General features: G+C 65.5%; 19 protein-coding genes and 1 pseudogene. 14 read left to right on the forward strand and 6 right to left on the reverse strand.

Annotation, left to right across the window (positions count from 1 at the left end):
* The 4 genes and pseudogenes from A0U87_RS26790 to A0U87_RS17655 form a co-directional block, all read right to left on the reverse strand.
* Positions 1-143 (reverse strand): annotated as a pseudogene (locus A0U87_RS26790) (sulfate adenylyltransferase small subunit); the annotation flags it as partial.
* A gap of 23 nt (positions 144-166) precedes the next feature.
* Positions 167-1,426 carry an alkyl sulfatase dimerization domain-containing protein gene (locus A0U87_RS17645; protein ID WP_048939248.1) on the reverse strand — a complete coding sequence of 420 codons (1,260 nt, stop codon included), beginning with the start codon at positions 1,424-1,426 and terminating at the stop codon, positions 167-169.
* Positions 1,423-2,436, reverse strand: a complete 1,014-nt coding sequence (locus A0U87_RS17650; protein ID WP_048939247.1) for a zinc-binding dehydrogenase — start codon at positions 2,434-2,436, stop codon at positions 1,423-1,425. Before A0U87_RS17650 ends, A0U87_RS17645 begins: the two co-directional genes overlap by 4 nt.
* A 21-nt stretch (positions 2,437-2,457) precedes the next feature.
* Positions 2,458-3,279 carry an SDR family oxidoreductase gene (locus A0U87_RS17655; protein ID WP_048939246.1) on the reverse strand — a complete coding sequence of 274 codons (822 nt, stop codon included), beginning with the start codon at positions 3,277-3,279 and terminating at the stop codon, positions 2,458-2,460.
* Between the two features lie 151 nt (positions 3,280-3,430).
* Here A0U87_RS17655 and A0U87_RS17660 point away from each other — a divergent pair, with 151 nt between their 5' ends.
* The 4 genes from A0U87_RS17660 to A0U87_RS17675 all read left to right on the forward strand — a co-directional run bounded on the left by A0U87_RS17660 (position 3,431) and on the right by A0U87_RS17675 (position 6,526).
* Complete coding sequence (locus A0U87_RS17660; protein ID WP_048939245.1) at positions 3,431-4,297, forward strand: AraC family transcriptional regulator; 867 nt, start codon at positions 3,431-3,433, stop codon at positions 4,295-4,297.
* Positions 4,298-4,424: 127 nt separating this feature from the next.
* The gene (locus tag A0U87_RS17665; RefSeq protein ID WP_048939244.1) at positions 4,425-5,576 is read left to right on the forward strand and encodes a sulfotransferase; all 1,152 of its coding nucleotides are present in this window, start codon (positions 4,425-4,427) and stop codon (positions 5,574-5,576) included.
* Positions 5,577-5,579: 3 nt separating this feature from the next.
* The gene (locus tag A0U87_RS17670) at positions 5,580-6,047 is read left to right on the forward strand and encodes a VOC family protein (RefSeq protein WP_048939243.1); all 468 of its coding nucleotides are present in this window, start codon (positions 5,580-5,582) and stop codon (positions 6,045-6,047) included.
* 95 nt (positions 6,048-6,142) lie between these two features.
* The gene (locus A0U87_RS17675; RefSeq protein ID WP_037518825.1) at positions 6,143-6,526 is read left to right on the forward strand and encodes a VOC family protein; all 384 of its coding nucleotides are present in this window, start codon (positions 6,143-6,145) and stop codon (positions 6,524-6,526) included.
* A gap of 1 nt (position 6,527) precedes the next feature.
* Here A0U87_RS17675 and A0U87_RS17680 read toward each other — a convergent pair whose 3' ends face one another.
* Positions 6,528-7,328 (reverse strand): SDR family NAD(P)-dependent oxidoreductase, encoded by an 801-nt coding sequence (locus A0U87_RS17680; protein ID WP_234415705.1) that lies wholly within the window; start codon positions 7,326-7,328, stop codon positions 6,528-6,530.
* A 258-nt stretch (positions 7,329-7,586) separates the two neighbouring features.
* On the opposite strand from A0U87_RS17680, the gene A0U87_RS17685 reads away from it, so the two are divergent.
* From A0U87_RS17685 to A0U87_RS17720, 8 genes are all read left to right on the forward strand, one after another.
* On the forward strand, positions 7,587-10,016 hold the full coding sequence (locus tag A0U87_RS17685; protein WP_048939241.1) for a TonB-dependent receptor: 2,430 nt from the start codon (positions 7,587-7,589) through the stop codon (positions 10,014-10,016).
* Positions 10,017-10,226: 210 nt separating this feature from the next.
* A complete protein-coding gene (locus A0U87_RS17690) occupies positions 10,227-10,907 on the forward strand; it encodes a TetR/AcrR family transcriptional regulator (protein ID WP_048939240.1) in 681 nt (226 codons plus the stop codon).
* A gap of 42 nt (positions 10,908-10,949) precedes the next feature.
* The gene (locus A0U87_RS17695; RefSeq protein ID WP_017501844.1) at positions 10,950-11,933 is read left to right on the forward strand and encodes an MDR family oxidoreductase; all 984 of its coding nucleotides are present in this window, start codon (positions 10,950-10,952) and stop codon (positions 11,931-11,933) included.
* A gap of 4 nt (positions 11,934-11,937) precedes the next feature.
* Entirely contained in the window at positions 11,938-13,614 is a 1,677-nt protein-coding gene (locus A0U87_RS17700; RefSeq protein WP_048939238.1) for a class I adenylate-forming enzyme family protein, read from the forward strand.
* Entirely contained in the window at positions 13,611-14,510 is a 900-nt protein-coding gene (locus A0U87_RS17705; protein WP_048939237.1) for a TIM barrel protein, read from the forward strand. The genes A0U87_RS17700 and A0U87_RS17705 overlap by 4 nt, the downstream gene beginning before the upstream one ends.
* Before the next feature lie 27 nt (positions 14,511-14,537).
* Positions 14,538-15,299 carry an SDR family oxidoreductase gene (locus tag A0U87_RS17710; protein WP_017501847.1) on the forward strand — a complete coding sequence of 254 codons (762 nt, stop codon included), beginning with the start codon at positions 14,538-14,540 and terminating at the stop codon, positions 15,297-15,299.
* Complete coding sequence (locus A0U87_RS17715) at positions 15,299-15,721, forward strand: nuclear transport factor 2 family protein (RefSeq protein WP_048939236.1); 423 nt, start codon at positions 15,299-15,301, stop codon at positions 15,719-15,721. Before A0U87_RS17710 ends, A0U87_RS17715 begins: the two co-directional genes overlap by 1 nt.
* A 78-nt stretch (positions 15,722-15,799) precedes the next feature.
* Entirely contained in the window at positions 15,800-16,492 is a 693-nt protein-coding gene (locus A0U87_RS17720; protein ID WP_017501849.1) for a CDP-alcohol phosphatidyltransferase family protein, read from the forward strand.
* Positions 16,493-16,498: 6 nt separating this feature from the next.
* Here A0U87_RS17720 and A0U87_RS17725 read toward each other — a convergent pair whose 3' ends face one another.
* On the reverse strand, positions 16,499-17,038 hold the full coding sequence (locus A0U87_RS17725) for a cupin domain-containing protein (protein ID WP_048939235.1): 540 nt from the start codon (positions 17,036-17,038) through the stop codon (positions 16,499-16,501).
* 185 nt (positions 17,039-17,223) lie between these two features.
* Between A0U87_RS17725 and A0U87_RS17730 the strand changes: the two genes are divergently transcribed.
* Positions 17,224-18,006: a hypothetical protein gene (locus tag A0U87_RS17730; RefSeq protein ID WP_048939234.1), complete on the forward strand. Its 783-nt coding sequence runs from the start codon at positions 17,224-17,226 to the stop codon at positions 18,004-18,006.
* A 100-nt stretch (positions 18,007-18,106) separates the two neighbouring features.
* Positions 18,107-18,844, forward strand: coding sequence for an SDR family oxidoreductase (locus A0U87_RS17735; protein ID WP_048939233.1), 738 nt, complete (start codon positions 18,107-18,109; stop codon positions 18,842-18,844).
* The last annotated feature ends 48 nt before the right edge of the window (positions 18,845-18,892 follow it).

The following is an 18,892-nucleotide window of genomic DNA, read 5'->3' on the forward strand; positions in this document are numbered from 1 at the left end:
TTCTTGGCCAGATGCAGCATCACCGCCGAATCCTTGCCCACCGAGTACAGCATCACAGGCCGATCCGCCTCCGACACTACCTCCCGCAATATATGTATACTCTCCGCCTCAAGGCGTTCGAGGTGCGTAAGACTGCGTGCCATGATTATGCTTCCTGAAATGGGGGTCAGGCGGCCGGGAGCCGCTTTTCGGCGTCGGCGATTTCCGCCTTCAGCCACATGGTTTCGGACAGGTTGGTGCCGCCGCTGCGGGCGAGCAATTGTTCGAGCGCCGCCTTCTTGACGGTCAGCGCTGCCTCATGGTCGGGCGCGACGCCCAGCGCGATGTCAAGCAGGTGCAGCGCCTCGAGCGGGCGCCCCGCCGCGGCATGGACATGGGCGCGGGCGGCGAGCGCCCCGGCGCCGCCGGCCAGTTCCACAAGGTCGGGATAGACGGTCGGGCGCGGCACGCCATAAAGGGCAGTGGTGCCATCCTCATAATGGAACCAGCCGGCATTTTCCTCCCAGATGGCGCGCACCACCCAACTGGTCTTGCCATGGAATTCGCCGATGCGGATCTCCTCGGGCAGGACGATCTCGCGCATCAGATCCTGGACATGCCGGCCGGCATTCATGCCGGCGATCGTCTCGCGCTCGATATAGGTGACGGCGGCATGCATCCGGTCGAGATCGGCGCGGATCGTGTCTGCGCCACGGATCGGATCGCCATGGCCGGTGATGACCAGTTCGGGCGCCAGCGACCGGACATGCTCCAGCGACTGGAGATAGGCGCGCACCAGCCGGGGGCGGTCGCCGCGCATCGTCACCAGATTGGGCATGGAGCGCCACACCGGGCCGAACAGATTGCCGGTGAAAATGATCTTTTCCTCGGGCATCCAGACGAACACCGAGCAGAGCGTCTCGCCGCCCGGCGTCTTCACCACCTCGAACTTGCGGCCGCCCTGTTCAAAGGCATGGACGGTCTCGACCATGCGGTCGGGGACGATGCGCGGCGGCTTGGGCGGTGGGCCGTCGCGCCGGGTCATCGACGCCCAGAGCTTGCCCGATCGGATGCCGAGGAACGGGCCGAGCCGGTCGAAATAGTCTTCGGTGTCAACGAAATTGACACCCGTGATCACCTCCGTACCCGGCTCCTGCTGGTCGGGCAGGGCGCCATAATGGTCGGGATGGGCCTGGGTGACGATGATGCGCTTCAGCGCGCCGGTGCGGTGGGGCGCGAACAGCCCCTTGTTGCGCGCGCCATTGCCGAGGAAGCCGGTATTGACCAGCAGGTCGCCATCGCCCGTCGTCACCAGATAGGCGTTGGAAATATCCTTCACCATGAAGATGCTGTCGGTAATGGCTTCGGCGTCGGTCTGGCCCTGTCCGGCCATGACGAGGGCACCCAAAGGTGTCTGCGGCTTCTCTGCAGTGGATTGCGTGCTCATGCGTCGGCTCCCTCGAACTCGATCATGACCTTGGCGGATTGCGGGCGGGCGGCGATTTCCAGCCCCTCCATCACCTGCGCGAAGGGCAGCTTGTGGCTGATCAGCGCCGCGATCTTGTCCTTGAGGCGCGGCATGGCGGCGATCACGTCGGGCATTTCGGTCGGATAGCCGACCGCCGTGGTGATCGTCATTTCCGTCGTCAGCATCGGGCCGGCGGGCAGCTCGATCGGCTTCATATAGGCGGCGGTGATGACATGGCGGGCATGGGTCTTGGCCATGGCGATCACGTCGGACAGGATGGAGGGCGCGCCGGCCGCATCGATATAGGCGTCGGTCTGCGCCTTTTCGCGGCCGAACACGGTGGTGGTGCCATGGATCGCCTTGATCCGGGCGATCACATCTTCCTTGGCCGGATTGATCGTGTGGGCGCCGAGCGCGCGGGCGCGTTCCAGCCGTTCCTCGGCCAGGTCGAGCGCGATCACATCCTGGCATCCCCGGTCGATCGCCCACAGCACCATGCCAAGGCCGATCGGGCCGCAACCGAAGATGACGACCTTGTCGCCGGCCTTGGCCTGCGCCCGGTTGACGCCGTGCATCGCCACCGACAGCGGTTCGCACATGGCGGCGACATCATAGGATATGCCGTCCGGGATCGGCAGCAGGCTGTCGCCCAGCCGCGCGTCGCGGACCAGCAATTCCTCGGTAAAGGCGCCCTCCGGTCCGCCGCTGCCGATGAAGCTGGGCGTCATCATCGGGTTGATGATGACGCTCTGGCCGACGCTGACGCCCGTGACCTCGTCACCCACAATCATGATCTCGCCCGCGCCCTCATGGCCGAGCGCGGTCAGCTTGCCGGGGCCGGGAATGCCGCCATTCTTGATATAGCTGAGGTCGCTGCCGCAAATGCCGCAGGCCTTCATCTTCACGACGACGTCTTTCGGGCCGGGCTCGGGCCGCTGATAGGCGTCGAGCCGGACGTCGTTCACATCATGGATGTTGAGCAGGTGCATCGGGGCGCTCCTTCGATCGGCTCAGAAGGCGTAGGGCGGGTAGACGAGGCTGCCGCCGTCGATGACGATCGTGTCGCCGCTATGATAGCGCGACGCGTCGGAGGCGAGATAGGCGCCGATGCCTTCGAAATCTTCGATCGTGCCGGGGCGATGGATCGGCGTCTTGGCCGAGAAATGCGCGTCGACGGCGGCCATGCGGGCCTTCATCTCCTCGCTCATTTCGCCATCGCCGCCGATGCCGGTCTTGATATAGCCGGGCGCAATGCTGTTGGCGCGGATCTCATATTTGCCCAGCTCGGCCGCCATGCCGCGCACGGCTGCGCCCATGCCGCCCTTCGATGCGGCATAATTGTTGATACCGGCAATGCCATGGAACATCGACAGGCTGCCGCAATAGACCAGGCTGCCGCCCGGTTCGCCGGCCTCGGCGCGGGCGACCATCGCCTTGGCCCCTTCGCGCAGGGTGAAGAAGGCGCCGTGCAGGTTGACCGCCAGCAGATCATGCCATTCCGCCGCATCCAGCGTCAGCACCGAGCGCGAGCGCGAGGCGCGACCCGAATTGGCGAAAACGCAGTCGATGCGGCCGAAATCGGCGAGCAATTTGGCATAGCCGTCGACGATCGCCTCTTCCGACGCGACATCGACCTGATAGGTTTCGACCCGGCCGGCGCCCGCCGCGCGCAGGGCGGCAGCGGCGGCTTCGTTCTTGTCCGCATTGCGCGCCCAGATGGCGATGTCGCCGCCCATCTTGGCGACGCCCATGGCGAAGCCCAGGCCAATGCCGCCATTGCCGCCGGTGACCAGCGTGACCTTGCCCGTGCAGTCGAAAAGACCCTTAGCCATTCATCTCTCTCCATAGGGTGCCGCATCGTTGGCGGCTTGCCTGATGGCCCAAGGATGGGGGCGACTCCGGCGCCGACGCAATTGACCAGACTGTCGAGAATGAGCCATAGTGCAGCGATAGGGCCAAACATGGCCAGAGAGCGGGGGAGCGATGGCGGAATCCTATGCCAGGTCGGTTTTCGAGGCCGAGATTGCAGTGCCGCAGGCGCAGGCGCGGATCATGCGGCTCGACCTGGCGGGGCCGACCGACCGCATTTTCCGGCGCGAGCGCCATTATTGGCTCGACATGTGCCTGACCCCCCGGCCTGAGCGGGTGCGCGGCTGCTATGCCGAGCATTGGGGGCCGCATCGCTATGAGCGGCTGGGCGAGATTTTCCTGGTGCCGCCGGGGCAAGCCTTGCGGTTGCGGACCGAAGGGCAGGGCAGCCAGTCTTCGGTCGTGTGCGAGATCAAGGCGGAGGCGATCGACCGCTGGCTCGACGGCCCGATCGAATGGACCGACAGTCGGCTCGCGGCCTGTCTCGACATCGCCCATCCGCATATGCGCGCCTGCCTGTTCCGCCTGGCGGAGGAGGTGAACCGGCCGGGGCCGGGCAGCATCGTGCTGACCGAACTGATCGCCGGGCAACTGGCGATCGAGGTGGCGCGCTATTGCCAGGCGATCGCCGAGGGACCGGCGACCGGAGGGCTTGCCACCTGGCGGCTGCGGCGGATCGACGAGCGGCTGCAACTGGGCGGCGCGTCGCCCTCGCTGGAGGAGCTGGCGACTCTGTGCAACCTGTCGGTGCGGCAACTGACGCGCGGCTTCCGCGCCAGCCGGGGCTGTTCGATCGGCGACTATATCGTCCAGTGCCGGATCGATGTCGCCAAACGCTATCTGGGGTCGAGCGAGAGCATCAAGGAGATCGCCTTCGCGCTCGGATTCGCCTCGCCTTCCAGCTTCGCCTTCGCCTTTCGCCGCGCCACCGGGGCGACGCCGCGCCAGTTTCGCCAGCATCTGACATCGCGCCCGCGATAGGGGGTGGCTGCGCGCTTCTGATATGGCCCGATGTCGATAGTCCGTCCCGTTCACTTGATCGGGCAGCATTGGCGCGCCTCGCCCGGCTGCCCATGATGGCGGCAAAAGACATCAGGAGAGACATGCCATGGGCGCTGCTTTGGTTGCCGACGCGCTGATCGACCGTGCGATCAAGGCCACCGGCCTCGATCGCTTCGATTCCGACAGTTATCGTGAAGGGCTGGACATATTGCTGGCCGACGCGAACCAGGCCGGCCTGTCGGACAGCGGCCATGCGCGGATGGAGGCCAATGTCGTTGACCTCCTGTCCAATCGCCTCAGGACCACCGACTATCTGGCGCAGCGGCCCGAACTGCTGGAACGGCCGGTCGAACGGCCGGTCTTCGTCTTCGGCATTCCGCGCACCGGCACGACCCTGCTCAGCAATCTGCTGGCCTGCGATCCGGCCCGGCGCTCGCCGCTGACCTGGGAGATTGACGAACCGGTACCGCCAGCGACCAGCGCGACGCTCAAGAGCGACCCGCGTGCCATCGCCCGGCTTGAGCAGGAAAAGGCGATGCTCGCCGCCCGGCCGGAAATGGGCAAATATTATCGCAATTCGGCCGTCTATCCCAATGAATGCATCTTTTTCATGGCGCATGATTTCAAGGCGCTGGCGCTGGAATCGCGGGGGAAGCTGCCCAATTATCGCGACTGGCTGTTCTCGACCGACATGACGTCGGCTTACGCCTATCACAAACGCTTCCTGCAATTGCTGCAGGCCGATGCGCCGGGCGTGTGGAACCTCAAAATGCCGAGCCACAGCCTGTGGATCGAGACGATCCGCAAAATCTATCCCGACGCCCGCTTCATCTGGACCCATCGCGATCCCTACACCGCCATGGGCAGCTTCTGCTCGATCATCAGCCTGGGGCAGATGGCCTTTACCGGCCGGGTCGATCCCGAATGGCTGGCGGAAAATTGCACCTATCAGGCAAAGCTGCATGCCGACCGGATCATGGATGCGCGCGAGCGGCTGGGCGAGGACAGCATGGTCGACGTCCATTATGCCGACCTCACCAGCGATCCGATCGGCACGATGCGCCGGCTCTACGCGGCGCTGGGCGATGCCTTCACGCCGGAAGCAGAGGCGGCGATGCAAGCCTGGCTGGACGATAATCCGCAGGGCAAGTTCGGTCGCCACGACTATAAGCTCGCCCAATATGGCCTGTCGGTGGAGCAATTGGCGCCGCATTTCGAGCGCTATCTTTCGCGCTATGACGTCGCGCGGGAGGGCTGAGCCATGCTGACCGGCCATCATTTCCAGAACGCCTATGTCACCCGCAATGTCGACAAGGCCGTCGCCCAGTTCCGCGATCAGGCGGATGTCCGCTCCCTGTCGGAGATCGAGGTGCCGGTGCAGCTCTGGACGCCGCAGGGCGAGGGGCAGGGGGTGCAGAAGCTCGCCTTCGTCTGGGTCGACGACATGCAGTTCGAACTGATCCAGCCGATCTCGGGCGATGTGCTGGCGCTCTATCGCGATGCGCTGCCCGACGACGACCGGCTGGTGTTCCACCATATCTGCAACCGGGTCGATGACTGGGCGGCCTTCATGGCGCGGGTCGAGGACCAGCCCTATCCGGTTGTGCTCAAGGGCGGGACGCCGGGCATGCTGGAATTCGTCTATCTCGATACGCGGGAATGGCTCGGCCATTATGTCGAATATGTGTGGATGGGGCCGGACCGCTGGCGCGGCATGGGCGGCCTCTAGAGCGCGCAGCGCGCTCCAGGTCTTTGTTGTCGCATCGCTGTTGCGCAAAACCGGTTCCCACTTTTGCGCGCGATGCTTTGAAAGGGAGAGCGAATATGATCAGCATGGCCCGTTTCGGCACTCGCGACCTCGACGGCGCGAAGCGTTTCTATGACGGCATTGCCGGACTGCTGGGCGCGGTGCGCGCCTATGACCGGCCCGACCTGATCGCCTACAAGACCGCCGAGGGCGGCATGCTGCTGATCGGCATTCCGTTCGAGGGGGATGCAACGCCGGGCAATGGCAATCAGGTCGGCATCCAGGCGGACAGTCGGGCACAGGTCGATGCGGTCCATGCCCGCGCGCTCGAACTGGGCGGCAAGTGCGAGGGCAAGCCCGGCATTCGCGGTGATGATCCCAACGGCTTCTACGGTGCCTATTTCCGTGATCTGGACGGCAACAAGATGACGATCTTCCGCTTCGGTCCGCCCGACGCCTGATTCACAGCAGGCTGCCGCCGTCGACCGGATAGACCTGGCCGGTGATGAAGCCGGCCTGGTCCGACGCCAGATAGACGGCGAGTGAGGCGACTTCCTCGGCAAAGGCGACGGGCCGGCCCAGCACCGTCTGGCGCGACCGCTTCTCCATGTCCTTTGGGCTGGTGCTGGCAAAGGCCCGGCCAAAGAAGTTGCGATCGGGGTGGAATCGGCTGCCGCTGGAGAAGGCGGCGGGATCGCGCGACACGGTGCCATAGGGGGCGACGCAATTGACGCGGATGCCGTGCGGCCCGACTTCCTTCGCCAGCACTTTGGTAAAGCCGTGGACTGCCGCCTTGGCCGCCGAATAAACCGGCAGCATATAGTCGCCGACGATGCCCGCGGTGGAGCCGATGTTGACGATCGCGCCCGCCTTGCGCGCGATCATGCCCGGCAACACCGCATGGGTCATGCGCAGCAGCGTGCCGAGGTTGAGGTCGATGTCGCCAGCCCAGCTTGCCGGATCGGAATCGACGAAGAATCCCGCGCCGATATTGCCGCCGACATTGTTGACCAGGGTCGCGACCTCGCCCAGCGCGGAGGCCGCCGCCAGGATCTGCCCCGGCGCGGCCGGATCGCTGAGGTCGGCCGCCACGAAACAGGCGTCCTGCGCGCCGGCGGCGACGGCCTGCTCCACCAGCCGGGCGCCAGCCGCCTGGTCGCGCCCCACCGCGACCAGCTTCACCCCTTCGGCCGCCAGCCCCAGGCTGATGGCGCGGCCGATATTGGCGGTCGCGCCGGTCACGATCGCGACCCTGCCCGTCATTTGCATGTCCATTGCGCTCTCCCCTCTCATGCGCCATCGGCTGGCGATCATGCAGGGGGAATGGGCAGGCGCAAATCGCCTGGGGGATCAGTGACGATCTGGTGGAATCGCGATGGCGATATGTCGCCATCTGCAAGGCGGCCGGGCTTCTCGGGCCACCAATATCAGGCATAACGAGAATCAACCAAAGCAAAAAAGATCACTGCATCAATGGTGACTCAATAGTCAACATGATGTTTATTTGGGGAGGCTTCACTTATGAATCGCATGTCGGCCTATTATTTGATCGGCGCGAGTGTCGCGGCACTCACCATCGCGACGCCGGCTCTTGCCCAGGCGCCCGAGGAACAGGCTGCAACCAGCAACACCGGTTTCGATGCCCAGATCATCATCGTCGAGGCGCGTCGTCGCGGCGAAGACATTCAGGACGTGCCCGCGGTGGTCAACGCGGTCACCGAACAGGCGATCGGCAACCTCAACATCCGCACCTTCAACGAAGTCCAGGCGCTGGCGCCGGGCCTTGAACTGACCAACAATGCCAATGGCATCGGCGGCAATGCGCGCCTGCGCGGCGTGAATTTCGACGCCAATGCCAGCGGCAACAGCGGCACCATCCAATTCTACTTCAACGACGCGCCGCTCTCGCCGGGCGCCGTGCTGCAGCAGATGTACGACATCGGCCAGATCGAAGTGCAGCGCGGGCCGCAGGGCACGCTGCGCGGCCGCGCTTCGCCGTCGGGTTCGATCACCATCACCACGCGCAAGCCCGACCTCAACCAGTTCGGCGGTTTCATCGACTGGACCGGCAACGATATCGGCACGCTCAACTTCAAGGGCGGGCTCAACCTGCCGATCATCGAAGGGATTGCCGGCATCCGCGTGTCGGGCGTCTGGAACGAGGATGATGCCGATCGCGTTCGCCCGATCAGCGGCGGACCGAGCCCCTGGTCGCGCACCAAGAGCACGCGTATCGTCGGTACGATCGAGCCGACCGACTGGCTGAAGCTGGAGGGCACCTATCAATATATGGACCGCGATGCGCGGACCTATGACCAGGCGATTTCCTTCAGCGAGGCCAATCCCGACGCCACGCCCAGCCCGGTGCTGATCACGGCCAAGGATCGCCTGTCGATCCAGGAACAGCCGCGCATCATCAACCAGCGCTTCGACATCTTCAACTGGCGGTCGGAACTGGCCTTTGCCGGCCAGCGCCTGATCTATCAGGGCATGTATACCAAGCAGAAATTCCATTCGACCGACAATGTCGACGATGGCAATTTCTTCATCGGCCGCGACGTCAACCAGATCACCGACACGGTGGCCAAGGAAACCTCGCATGAAATCCGGTTGCAGAATGAAGAGCGTGTCTTCGACATGTTCGACTATGTCATCGGCTTCTTCGACGACCGGCTCAACCCGCCGACGCACCTGACCTCGCCGACCATCGTGCGCCTGCCTGCCGCGCTTGGCGGCGGCATCGCCTCGGTGGTGCAGACCGAGATCGACCGCACCGGCAAGTCGCACGAACAGTCCTTCTTCGGCAACCTGACCGCCCATTTCGGCGAGGCAACCGAATTGTCGGGCGGCCTGCGCCAGATCAAGTACAAGTCGAACAACTATCTGGCGGTCAACGGCAACACCATCGCCGCGGACTCGCAGGATACCGACAAGCTGATCTACAGCGCGTCGATCAAGCATAATTTCACGCCGGACTTCCTGGTCTATGCCGCCACCGGCAGCTCCTTCCGTCCGGGCATCAACGTGGTCGGCGACTTCAACATCGCGCCGTCGGCGCTGGAGCGGTCCTTCCTCGACCTGCCGCCCGAAACCTCCAAATCCTATGAGCTGGGCTTCAAGAGCACGCTGATGGGCGGGCGGATGCGCTTCAACGTCACCGCCTATCACCAGAAGTACAAGAATTTCCCCTATCGCGTGCCCAACAACGGCGTTTATTATGTGAACACCGTCGCCGTCCGCAATGCAGCCGGCCAGGTGACCGGCACCGCGCAGCAGGTCGGCTCGTTCAACTTCGTGGGCGCCGTCCCGGTCGAGGTGAACGGCGTGGAAAGCGAACTGGGCTTCGACATCACCCGCAGCTGGAACGTCAATCTGACCGGCAGCTATTCGCTCGGCAAGATCAAGAACGGCACCATCCCGTGCAACGACCTGAACGGTGACGGCATCCCCGATCCGGTCGGCAATGCGCCGAGCCTGGCGGAGCTGCAGGCGGCCGTGGGTGCCGATAATCTGTCGGCTTGCGCCGTGAGCCAGCGCGCGGCCTTCCTGCCGCCGATCACCGCCACGTTGCAGAGCGAGTTCCACACGACCATTTCGGGCAAGACCGACGGCTTCATCCGTGGCCTCGTCAATTATAACGGCAAGTCGAAGGGCGATCCGGGCAATAATTATGACGATGTCAGCGCCTATGCGCTGGTCAATCTCTATGCCGGTATCCGCGATCCCGATGGCGGCTGGGAAATCTCGCTGTTCGCCAAAAATCTGTTCGACACGACCAAGGTGCTGACGCGGACCACCCCGCTCTTCACCGGCTATCAGCAGATCACCGGCTTCACCGCGACCGGCGCGACCACGGCGGCGGCGACCTATACCAGCACCTATACCGGTGCCACGGTCACCCCGCCGCGCGAATTTGGCGTCAATCTGCGCTTCGCCTTCGGTTCGCGCTGATCCATCCGCGCCAAGGGCCAGACGATCGGCCGGGCAGCCCCAGGGGGTTGCCCGGCCGATCGGCGTTTGGGGCCATGGCCTTCGCGGGAGCGATGAGGGCGCAGCCGCCGGGCCGCAGCGATTGACTCTGGCCCCGGAGCGGGCAGGGATGGAGCCGATCAACAGGGCTGATCATTATAGGCTCTGAACGATCAACCTAGGTGAGGCAGCATGACGGACATTCGGAAAAGGCGCGCCCGCGATCCCGTGGCGACCCGCGAGGCCATATTGGAAGCAGCCCGTGCGCTGCTGGCCAAGGATGGGCCGGATGGCGTCAGCCTGTCGGAAGTCGCCCATCTCGCCGGCGTCAATCGCGGCACCGCCTATCAGCATTTCGAAACCCGCGAGAAGCTGATCGAGGCGACCGCGGACTGGGTGTCGGAGCGCATGTTCCGTTCGGTCTTCGGCGATCCCGAGACGATCGGCGAGCGCCGGGTCGAGGAAGTCGACATTGCCGACACCACCGACCGGCTGGCTTTGTTCGCGATGGACAATCCCGAGCTGTGCCGCATCTGGCTGCTCCAGCTGCTGGCCTCGCCCGATCCGATGGCTGACCCTTTCTGGCGCGAATATGAAGGCTCGCTCCAGCGCTTCGCCAACAGCGATCTCGCCGAGGAGGGGGTCGATGCCGAAGTCCTGTCGGTGCTGATGCTGGCCGGCGCCTTTCTCTGGCCGATCTGGGCGCGCAGCCATGCGCGTGAAGAGGGGGAACGGCGGGCACTTGGCCGTCGCCTCGCCCAGGAATGCCTGCGCCTTTGCATGTTCGGATCGATGCGCAGCGACAAATTCCCCGACATTGCCGAGCGGCTCGGCCGTCCGCTCGCGCCGCTTCCCAGGGTTGCCCAGGGATAGGCAGCCCGATTTCCCTTTCTCTCTTCAAGAAGGACCGACCGCATGTTTTCCGCCATCCTGATCGAAAAGACCGACGACAAGCAGAGCGTGTCGCTCGCCCAGGTCGATGAGGCGCAGCTGCCCGAGGGCGATGTGACCATCGACGTCGATTATTCGACCCTGAACTACAAGGATGGCCTGGCGATCACCGGTGCCTCGCCGGTGGTGCGCAAATTCCCGATGGTGCCCGGCATCGATCTGGTCGGCACCGTCCGCAGTTCCGACCATGGCGACTGGAAGGCCGGCGACAAGGTGGTGCTGAACGGCTGGGGCGTGGGTGAGGGCCATTGGGGCGGCCTCTCCCAGGTTGCCCGGCTGAAGGGTGACTGGCTGGTGCCGCTGCCCAGCGCCTTCACGCCCAGCCAGGCGATGGCGATCGGCACCGCCGGCTACACGGCCGCGCTCTGCGTCGAGGCGCTGGTGAAGGCGGGCGTGACCCCCGACCAGGGCGAAATCCTGGTCACCGGCGCGACCGGCGGCGTCGGCAGCGTTGCGGTTGCCCTGCTCAAGAAGGCGGGCTTCACCGTGATCGGCTCGACCGGCAAGTCGGCCGAAGGCGACTATCTCAAGACGCTGGGCGCCGACGGCGTGATCGACCGCGCCGAACTGTCGGAAAAGGGCAAGCCGCTGCAGAAGGAGCGCTGGGCCGGCGTGGTCGACTCGGTCGGCAGCTTCACCCTCGCCAATGCCTGTGCCCAGACCCGCTATGGCGGCGCGGTGGCGGCCTGCGGCCTGGCGCAAGGCGCCGATTTCCCGGCGACCGTCATGCCCTTCATCCTGCGCGGCGTGCGCCTGCTCGGCGTCGACAGCGTGATGGCGCCCAAGCCCGTGCGCCTCGCCGCCTGGGCGCGGCTGGCCCGCGATCTCGACCCGGCACTGCTGGAGGTGATCGCGCAGGAAATCAGCCTGGGCGATGCGATCGGCGTCGCGGCGGACCTGCTCGCCGGCAAGGTGCGCGGCCGCGTCATCGTCGACGTCAACCGCTAAGCCGATGGCTGCGCTCTCGATCGTCGCCGGCCCGCCTCTGGTTGAAGAGGAGGGCCTTGGCACGCTGACGCTCGGCGGCTGGCTGCGTGAGGTCACGCAGGCCCATGCCGGGCGGGAGGCGCTGGTCTTCCACGGACCCGATGGCGTGGTCCGCTGGAGCCATGACGATTTGTGGGCGCAGGCCAATGCGGTCGCCCGGTCGCTGGTCGCCTGTGGCGTGGGCAAGGGCACGCGCGTCGGCGTGCTGATGACCAATCGGCCGGAATTTCTCTCGGCCGTGTTCGGCGTCGCGCTGGCGGGCGGCGTCGCCGCCACGCTCAGCACCTTCTCGACCCCGGCCGAACTCGACCATCTGGTCCAGTCCTCGGCCTGCTCCGTGCTATTGCTCGAACGCGCGGTACTGAAGAAGGACTTCGGCGCGATCCTCGCCGATCTGGAACCCGCGATCAGCGTCGCGGGCGACGGCCGGCTGGTCTCCACCCGCTTCCCCTTCCTGCGCCATCTCGCCGCCGTCGACGGAGCGATGGGCCGGATCGAGGGCTGGAACGACTTTCTGGCACGCGGTGACGCGGTCGATCAGGCGCTGGTCGATGCGACTGCCGCCACCGTCATGCCGGCCGATCCGGGCGTGCTCTTCTTCTCCTCCGGTTCCACCGCCAAGCCCAAGGGCATCATCAGCGCCCATCGCGGCCCGACCTTGCAGCTCTGGCGCTGGAAACGCTTCCTGCAAGCGAAGCCCGATGCCCGCGCCTGGTCGGCGAACGGCTTTTTCTGGTCGGGCAATTTCTGCATGGCGATCGGCGGCGCGCTGACCGGCGGCGGCAGCCTGATCCTGCAACAGACCTTCCAGCCGGCGGAAGCGCTGAGCCTGATGGAAGCGGAAAAGGCGACCATGGCCTTTGCCTGGCCGCATCAATGGGCGCAGCTGGAAGCCGCGCCCAATTGGGGCGATGTCGACCTGTCCTCGCTCTATTATGTCAATCCGGCCAATCCGCTCGGCCGCCATCCGACCGTCAGCACCGACTGGCAGGAACCGATGGCCGCCTATGGCAATACCGAAACCTTCACCATCAGTTCGATCTTCCCGTCGGGCACGCCGGAAGAGCGGATCGCCGGCAGCCATGGCGCGCCGCTGCCCGGCAATATCTTCAAGATCGTCGATCCGCTGACCGGCGCGGTCGTGCCGCTCGGTGAACGGGGCGAGATCGCGGTCAAGGGACCGACCTTGATGCTGGGCTATGTCGGCATCCCGCTCGATGATTCGGTCGATGGCGAGGGCTTCTTCCGCACCGGCGACGGCGGATGGTTCGACGCGGAAGGACGGCTGCACTGGGAAGGGCGGCTCAATGACATTATCAAGACCGGCGGCGCCAATGTCTCGCCGATCGAGATCGACAGCGTCATCAAGACCTGTCCGGGGGTGAAGGTGACCCAGACCGTGGGCGTGCCGCATGAGACGCTGGGCGAACTGGTGGTCACCTGCATCGTCCCGCATGCGGATGCCGCGCTGGACGAGGACGGCATTCGTGGCTTCGCCAGGGAGCAGCTGGCCAGCTTCAAGGTGCCCCGCCGCGTCCTCTTCTTTGCCGAAAGCGATCTGGAACTGACTGGCAGCGCCAAGATCAAGACCGCTGATCTCAAGGCATTGGTGGTCAAGCGGCTGGAGGTCGAGGCGGCGTGACCGACCCGGCCGGGCCATTGCGGGCGCCGCAATGCCTTGGTCGCCGGTCGCTGCTGCTGGGCGGTGGCGCGGCCTTGGTGCTGCCGCGCCAGGCGGCGGCGAGGCGCGGCGCATCGACGCTGGGTCTGGCCGACACGACCGTGCGCAAGGAACTGGCGCGCGACTATGCGGGCACGCTGCGCGCCGTGGCGGCAATGGGCTATGGCCGGTTCGGCTTCCGCCTCGCTTCCTATGTCGCCAACGACCCGTCCGAACCCACGGCTCAGGACAAGGCCCGCATGGTGCGCGACGCCGGCATGACGGTGGGCGTGGTCCGGCTCGGCGTGCGCGGTGCGGACTATGACCGGCAGTTCGATCAGGCGGCGGCGATCGGCGCGAACATCGTCGCGCTGACCACCGCGCCGATCTTCATCGCCAGCCGCACCCTCGGCCAGACAACCCGCGCTGCGCTCGACGCCTATATCCCGCAGCTTGCGGCGCTGGGAGAAAAGGCGAAGGCGGCCGGCCTGACGCTCGCCTATCATAATCACTGGTATGATCTGATGCCGATCGACGGCGACCGGCCGCTCGACCTGATGGCCAGCCGGATCGCGCCGGACCTGCTCTCGTTCGAAATCGACCTGGCCTGGGCCTGGTATGCCGGCGTGGCGCCGCTCGATCTGCTGGCGGCGCTGGGACCGCGCGTGGTGTCGATGCATCTGAAGGATATCGACCGGAACCATGGCACGGCGATCACCGACCATGCGGTCACGCCCGGCAGTGGCGAGATGGGCTATGCCGCGCTGATGCCGCGGATCGCCCGGCTGACCCGCGTGACCGGCTATGTCGAGGTCGACAATCCCGAGGATGGGCTGGCGGCTGCACGCGCCGCCATGGCCTATCTGCGCGGGCGATAGGGTTTCAACCAGAATAGGAGGCAGAGGATGGCGGGACGTTTCGCGGGCAAGACCGTGCTGGTGACGGGCGGCGCGGCGGGGCTTGGCCGCGCTTATGCGCTCGCCTTTGGCGGCGAGGGCGCGCACCTGATCCTGGCCGACATCAACGAAGCGGGGCTGGCCGAGAGCAAGGCGCTGGTCGAACAGCTTGGCGCGACTGCCACCGTCCATCGCGTCGACATGAGCGATGAAGCAGATATCCAGGCCTTCGCCGCCGACGTGCTGGCCGTCCATGACCGGCTCGACGTGCTGATCAACAATGCCGGCCTGCATCTGGGCGAGATTGCGCGCGGCTTCTTCGGCCTGGGCCAGGCCAAGTGGCAGCATTATTTCGCGGTCAACACCATCGGCCCGCTGCTGCTGGCCGAAGCATTGCGGCCGGCATTGGCGAAGGCGAAGGGCGTCATCATCAACAAGTCGTCGATGGCCAGCTACAACCCGGCCACCGCCTATGGCATCACCAAGGCCGCGCTCAACATCTTCACCCATGCGATGGCGATGCAGTTCGGCCAGGACGAAATACGCTGCGTCGGCATCGCGCCGGGCCTGATGGCGACCGAGGCGGCGCAGGACGGCGTCGCCGCCGACAATTGGGAACGGCTGAAGGGCATGCAGTCGGTCAAGCGCCAGGGCACGGCCGAGGATATCGCCAATCTCGGCCTGTTCCTCGCCTCCGACGAGGGCAGCTTCATCAATAATCAGGTGATATTGTGCGACGGCGGCAACCAGATGCGCGGTTTCCGTTTCTGATGGCCGCGCCGGATTTTGCCGACTGGCTGGCCATCGCCAATGTGAAGGCGCGCTATTGCCGCCTGCTCGATACCAAGGATTGGGACGGATTCGCCGCGCTGTTCACGCCCGACTTCCGGCTCGATGCGACCGGATCGGGCGGCCCGCTGCTGGAGGGGCGCGACGTCGCGATCGCCAGCGTCCGCGGCTCGATCGACGCGGCGCGCACCGTCCATCATGTCCATTCGCCCGAAATCGCCATAGACGGCGATGAGGCGACCGCCATCTGGGCGATGCAGGACCATCTGGTCTGGCCCGATGGGCGTATGCTCACCGGCTACGGCCATTATCATGAAGATTATCGCCGGGAAGACGGCCAATGGCGCATCGCCCGATCCCGCCTCACCCGGCTGGCGATCGACGTGAAGGCGCCACCGGCCTGAACGGGAAGGCGGGCACCATGTCGTCATGTGTGGGGGATGTTGCCTTGTCCGCGCCACATATCTCCTCGATAAGGGATCATGACAGATCAAAGACATGATGCGGCCACGACGCTGGACCGCATCCAGCAAAATTTCCTGGCACGCTCCGAACGCCAGCTTCTCACCTGGCTGTGCGCGCATATGCCGCGACAGGTCACGCCGGACCTTTTGACCCTGCTGGGGCTGATCGGCGCGCTGATGACCTTCATCGGTTATACCGCCAGCAATGTCGGTGCATCCTGGCTGCTGCTCGCGATCCTGGGCTATGTCATCCAGTGGTTCGGCGATTCCATGGATGGCAGCCTGGCGCGCTACCGCCGGATCGAACGGCCCTCCTATGGCTATTTCATCGACCATAGCTGCGATGGACTGGTGACCTTGCTGATCCTCGCCGGCATCGGCCTCAGCCCCTATGTCACCATGGATGTCGCCCTGGTGGCGCTCGCCGGCTATCTGCTGCTGTCGATCCACGCCTATCTGTCCGCCCGCGTGCTGGGGGAGTTCAAGCTCTCCTATCTGTCGGCCGGCCCGACCGAATTGCGGCTGATGCTGATCGCGCTGACGGTGATGATGATGGTGCTGGGCGACAAGCCCGGCCTGTTCGGGCGCTGGTCTGGCTTCGACATTTTCGTCGGCACGGTTGGGGTGATCCTGATCATCCTGTTCGTCGGCCAGACGCTGGTGACCGGGCGCCGCCTGGCCGCGCATGAGGCGGCAAACGGCCGGGGCTGATCGCCCCTATCCGCCGTCGGCTTCGGGTCCGAAGGACAGGCCCGACGGCGGCGTCTCGCCTGTCCAATGGGCGCGCTGCGCCGTGACCTGCGCCACCGCCCGGTCCCAATAGGCGCGGTTGTTGGCGAGCATCCTGATGTCGAAGCTGTCGGAACCGCGAAATTCCAGCACCTCGACGCCCTGGTCGCCGGGCACATAGGTGTAGGGGACGTTGGCGCCGACGAAGAAGCCGTCGCCGGCGCCCAGTTCCTCCGTGCCGATGCGCAATGATCCGGCGAGGATGAAATAGAGGCAGTCGACATCATGGCTGTGGCGGGGCAGCGGGAAGCCGCTGCGGAACCAGGCATGGGTGAGGCTGAGGCCCGGCATGGAAAAGAGCAGCTTCACCCGCGTGCCTTCCAGCATGCCGGCCTCGACCACGGCGATCGATCCTGCCATCTCGATCGGCGTCGGCGGCACCGTCGCCATCAGCCCGCTTTCCTCGAAATCGGTCGCATCCTTCGCGCGGAACAGGGCGAAGCGGGGCGCGGCTACGGGGTCGGTCATCACGCGTCCTTCCGGCATGATTGCCGCGCCAGGATGGGGAGCGCTGCCGACAGGGTCAATTCGCGCCCGCTTCTCAATGCCCCGGCGATCATTGGCCGGCCGCTCTGGCATGTGCGGGGCATCCATGCTGGATTGCCGCCGCACACAGGGTCGGGACCAGCCGGCCGGGCAGCCGGGGACGAGGAATGAGCCTGTACACCACCATCCATCTGCACAATGTCGCGGCCGGCCGGGCGGAGGATTATGCCCGCTGGTTCGACGGCGCGCATCAGCAGGATCTGGCCCGGCTGCGCGGCTTTCGTTCGGCCGATCGCTATGAAGTCACGCCGCAGCAGATCATGCCCGACATTCCCCAGCCCTGGCGCTTCCTGTCGGTCTATGAGTTCGATTATGCCATGCCGGAGATCGACCTGCCCGCGCTCGCGCCGCTGCTGGCCGATGCGCGCGACGCGGGGCTGATCGACGACAGCGACGAAAGCGAGCGCATCCACAGCTATGCGATGTATTCCGATTGGGTTTCCAGCCCCAATCACCAGGCCGACCAGCCCTTTTCCGGGGTGTCGATCATCCTCGCCAATTTCGTCGCCGGGCGGGAGGCGGAATATCATCACTGGTATGACACGGTTCATGGCCCCGAAGTGACCCGCGTGCCGGGCAAGGTGGCGATGAAGCGTGGCCGGCTGTCGCCACTGCAGGTCGAACCGCGCCGCTATTGTCCCGGCAGCGACCTGGTCTTCTGCGCCCAGCAGACCGACGACTTGCTGTTCACGGTCAAGGATTTCAGCGCCCGCGCGCGCGGCGTCAGCCCCAGCGGCGTCGCCTTCCAGCCGCGCTCATCGGCCGGCTCCTTCGCCCGCACGGTCCATTATTTCGCCAGGGTCAGCGGCACCCGCTTCTGGCCCGGCGGCATCGCCTATGATGGCGACCTGTCCGTCTATCCGGCCGATTTTGCCCGGCCGGCAGGCTGAGGCGGGGAACCATCGCAAGCGCGATGCGGCATGGCCTTGCCCGGCCGAAGAAGCCATGCGCTATTAGCATGAAGTTTGAAAAGAACAGGTGGAGCGAGAGGTGAGCAAGGTCATCGTCATTACCGGTGCGGGCGACGGGCTGGGACGCGCATTGGCGCGGCGGTTCGCGCGCGATGGCGAAACCGTCATCCTGCTGGGCCGCACCCTGTCGAAGGTCGAGGCGGTCGCGCAGGAACTGGGCGAACCCCATTTCGCGGTGGCATGCGATGTCGGCAATCCCGATTCCGTCCGCGCCGCCTTTGCCGCGATCGCGCAGCGTCATCCCAGGATCGACGTGCTGATCAACAATGCCGCCATCTACGAACCCTTCACCCTGGCCGAGGTGCGCGACGAGCAGATCGCAGCATCGCTCGCCACCAATGTCGCGGGCCCGATCCATTGCGCGCGTGAGGCGCTGCCGCTGCTGCGCGGGGGTGGCCATATCATCAATGTCACCAGCGAATCCGTACCGTTGAAAATGCCGATGCTGTGGCTCTATGCCGGCGGCAAGGCGGGGCTGGAACTGATGTCGGACATGTGGGCGCGCGAACTGGAGCCCGAGGGCGTGCGCGTCACCGTGGTCCAGGCCGGCATGATGATGGACGAGACCAAGACCGGCAGCAGCTGGCCGATGGATGTCGCGATCCGCTTCGCCCAGGAAAATGCCAAGGTCGGCCTCAACCTGCGCGAGCGCGGCATCAGCCATTATAATTCGGTCACCGACGTCTTCCGCGCCGTGCTCGACATGCCGGCGGACCTGCACATCGGATCGGTCGCCCTGAGCGCGCGCAAGCGCTGACCGGGCGACTTATCCACAACATCCACAGAAGTTATCCACAGGAAGGCG

The organism is Sphingobium sp. MP9-4 (genome assembly GCF_005281675.1).
Lineage (GTDB): Bacteria > Pseudomonadota > Alphaproteobacteria > Sphingomonadales > Sphingomonadaceae > Sphingobium > Sphingobium yanoikuyae.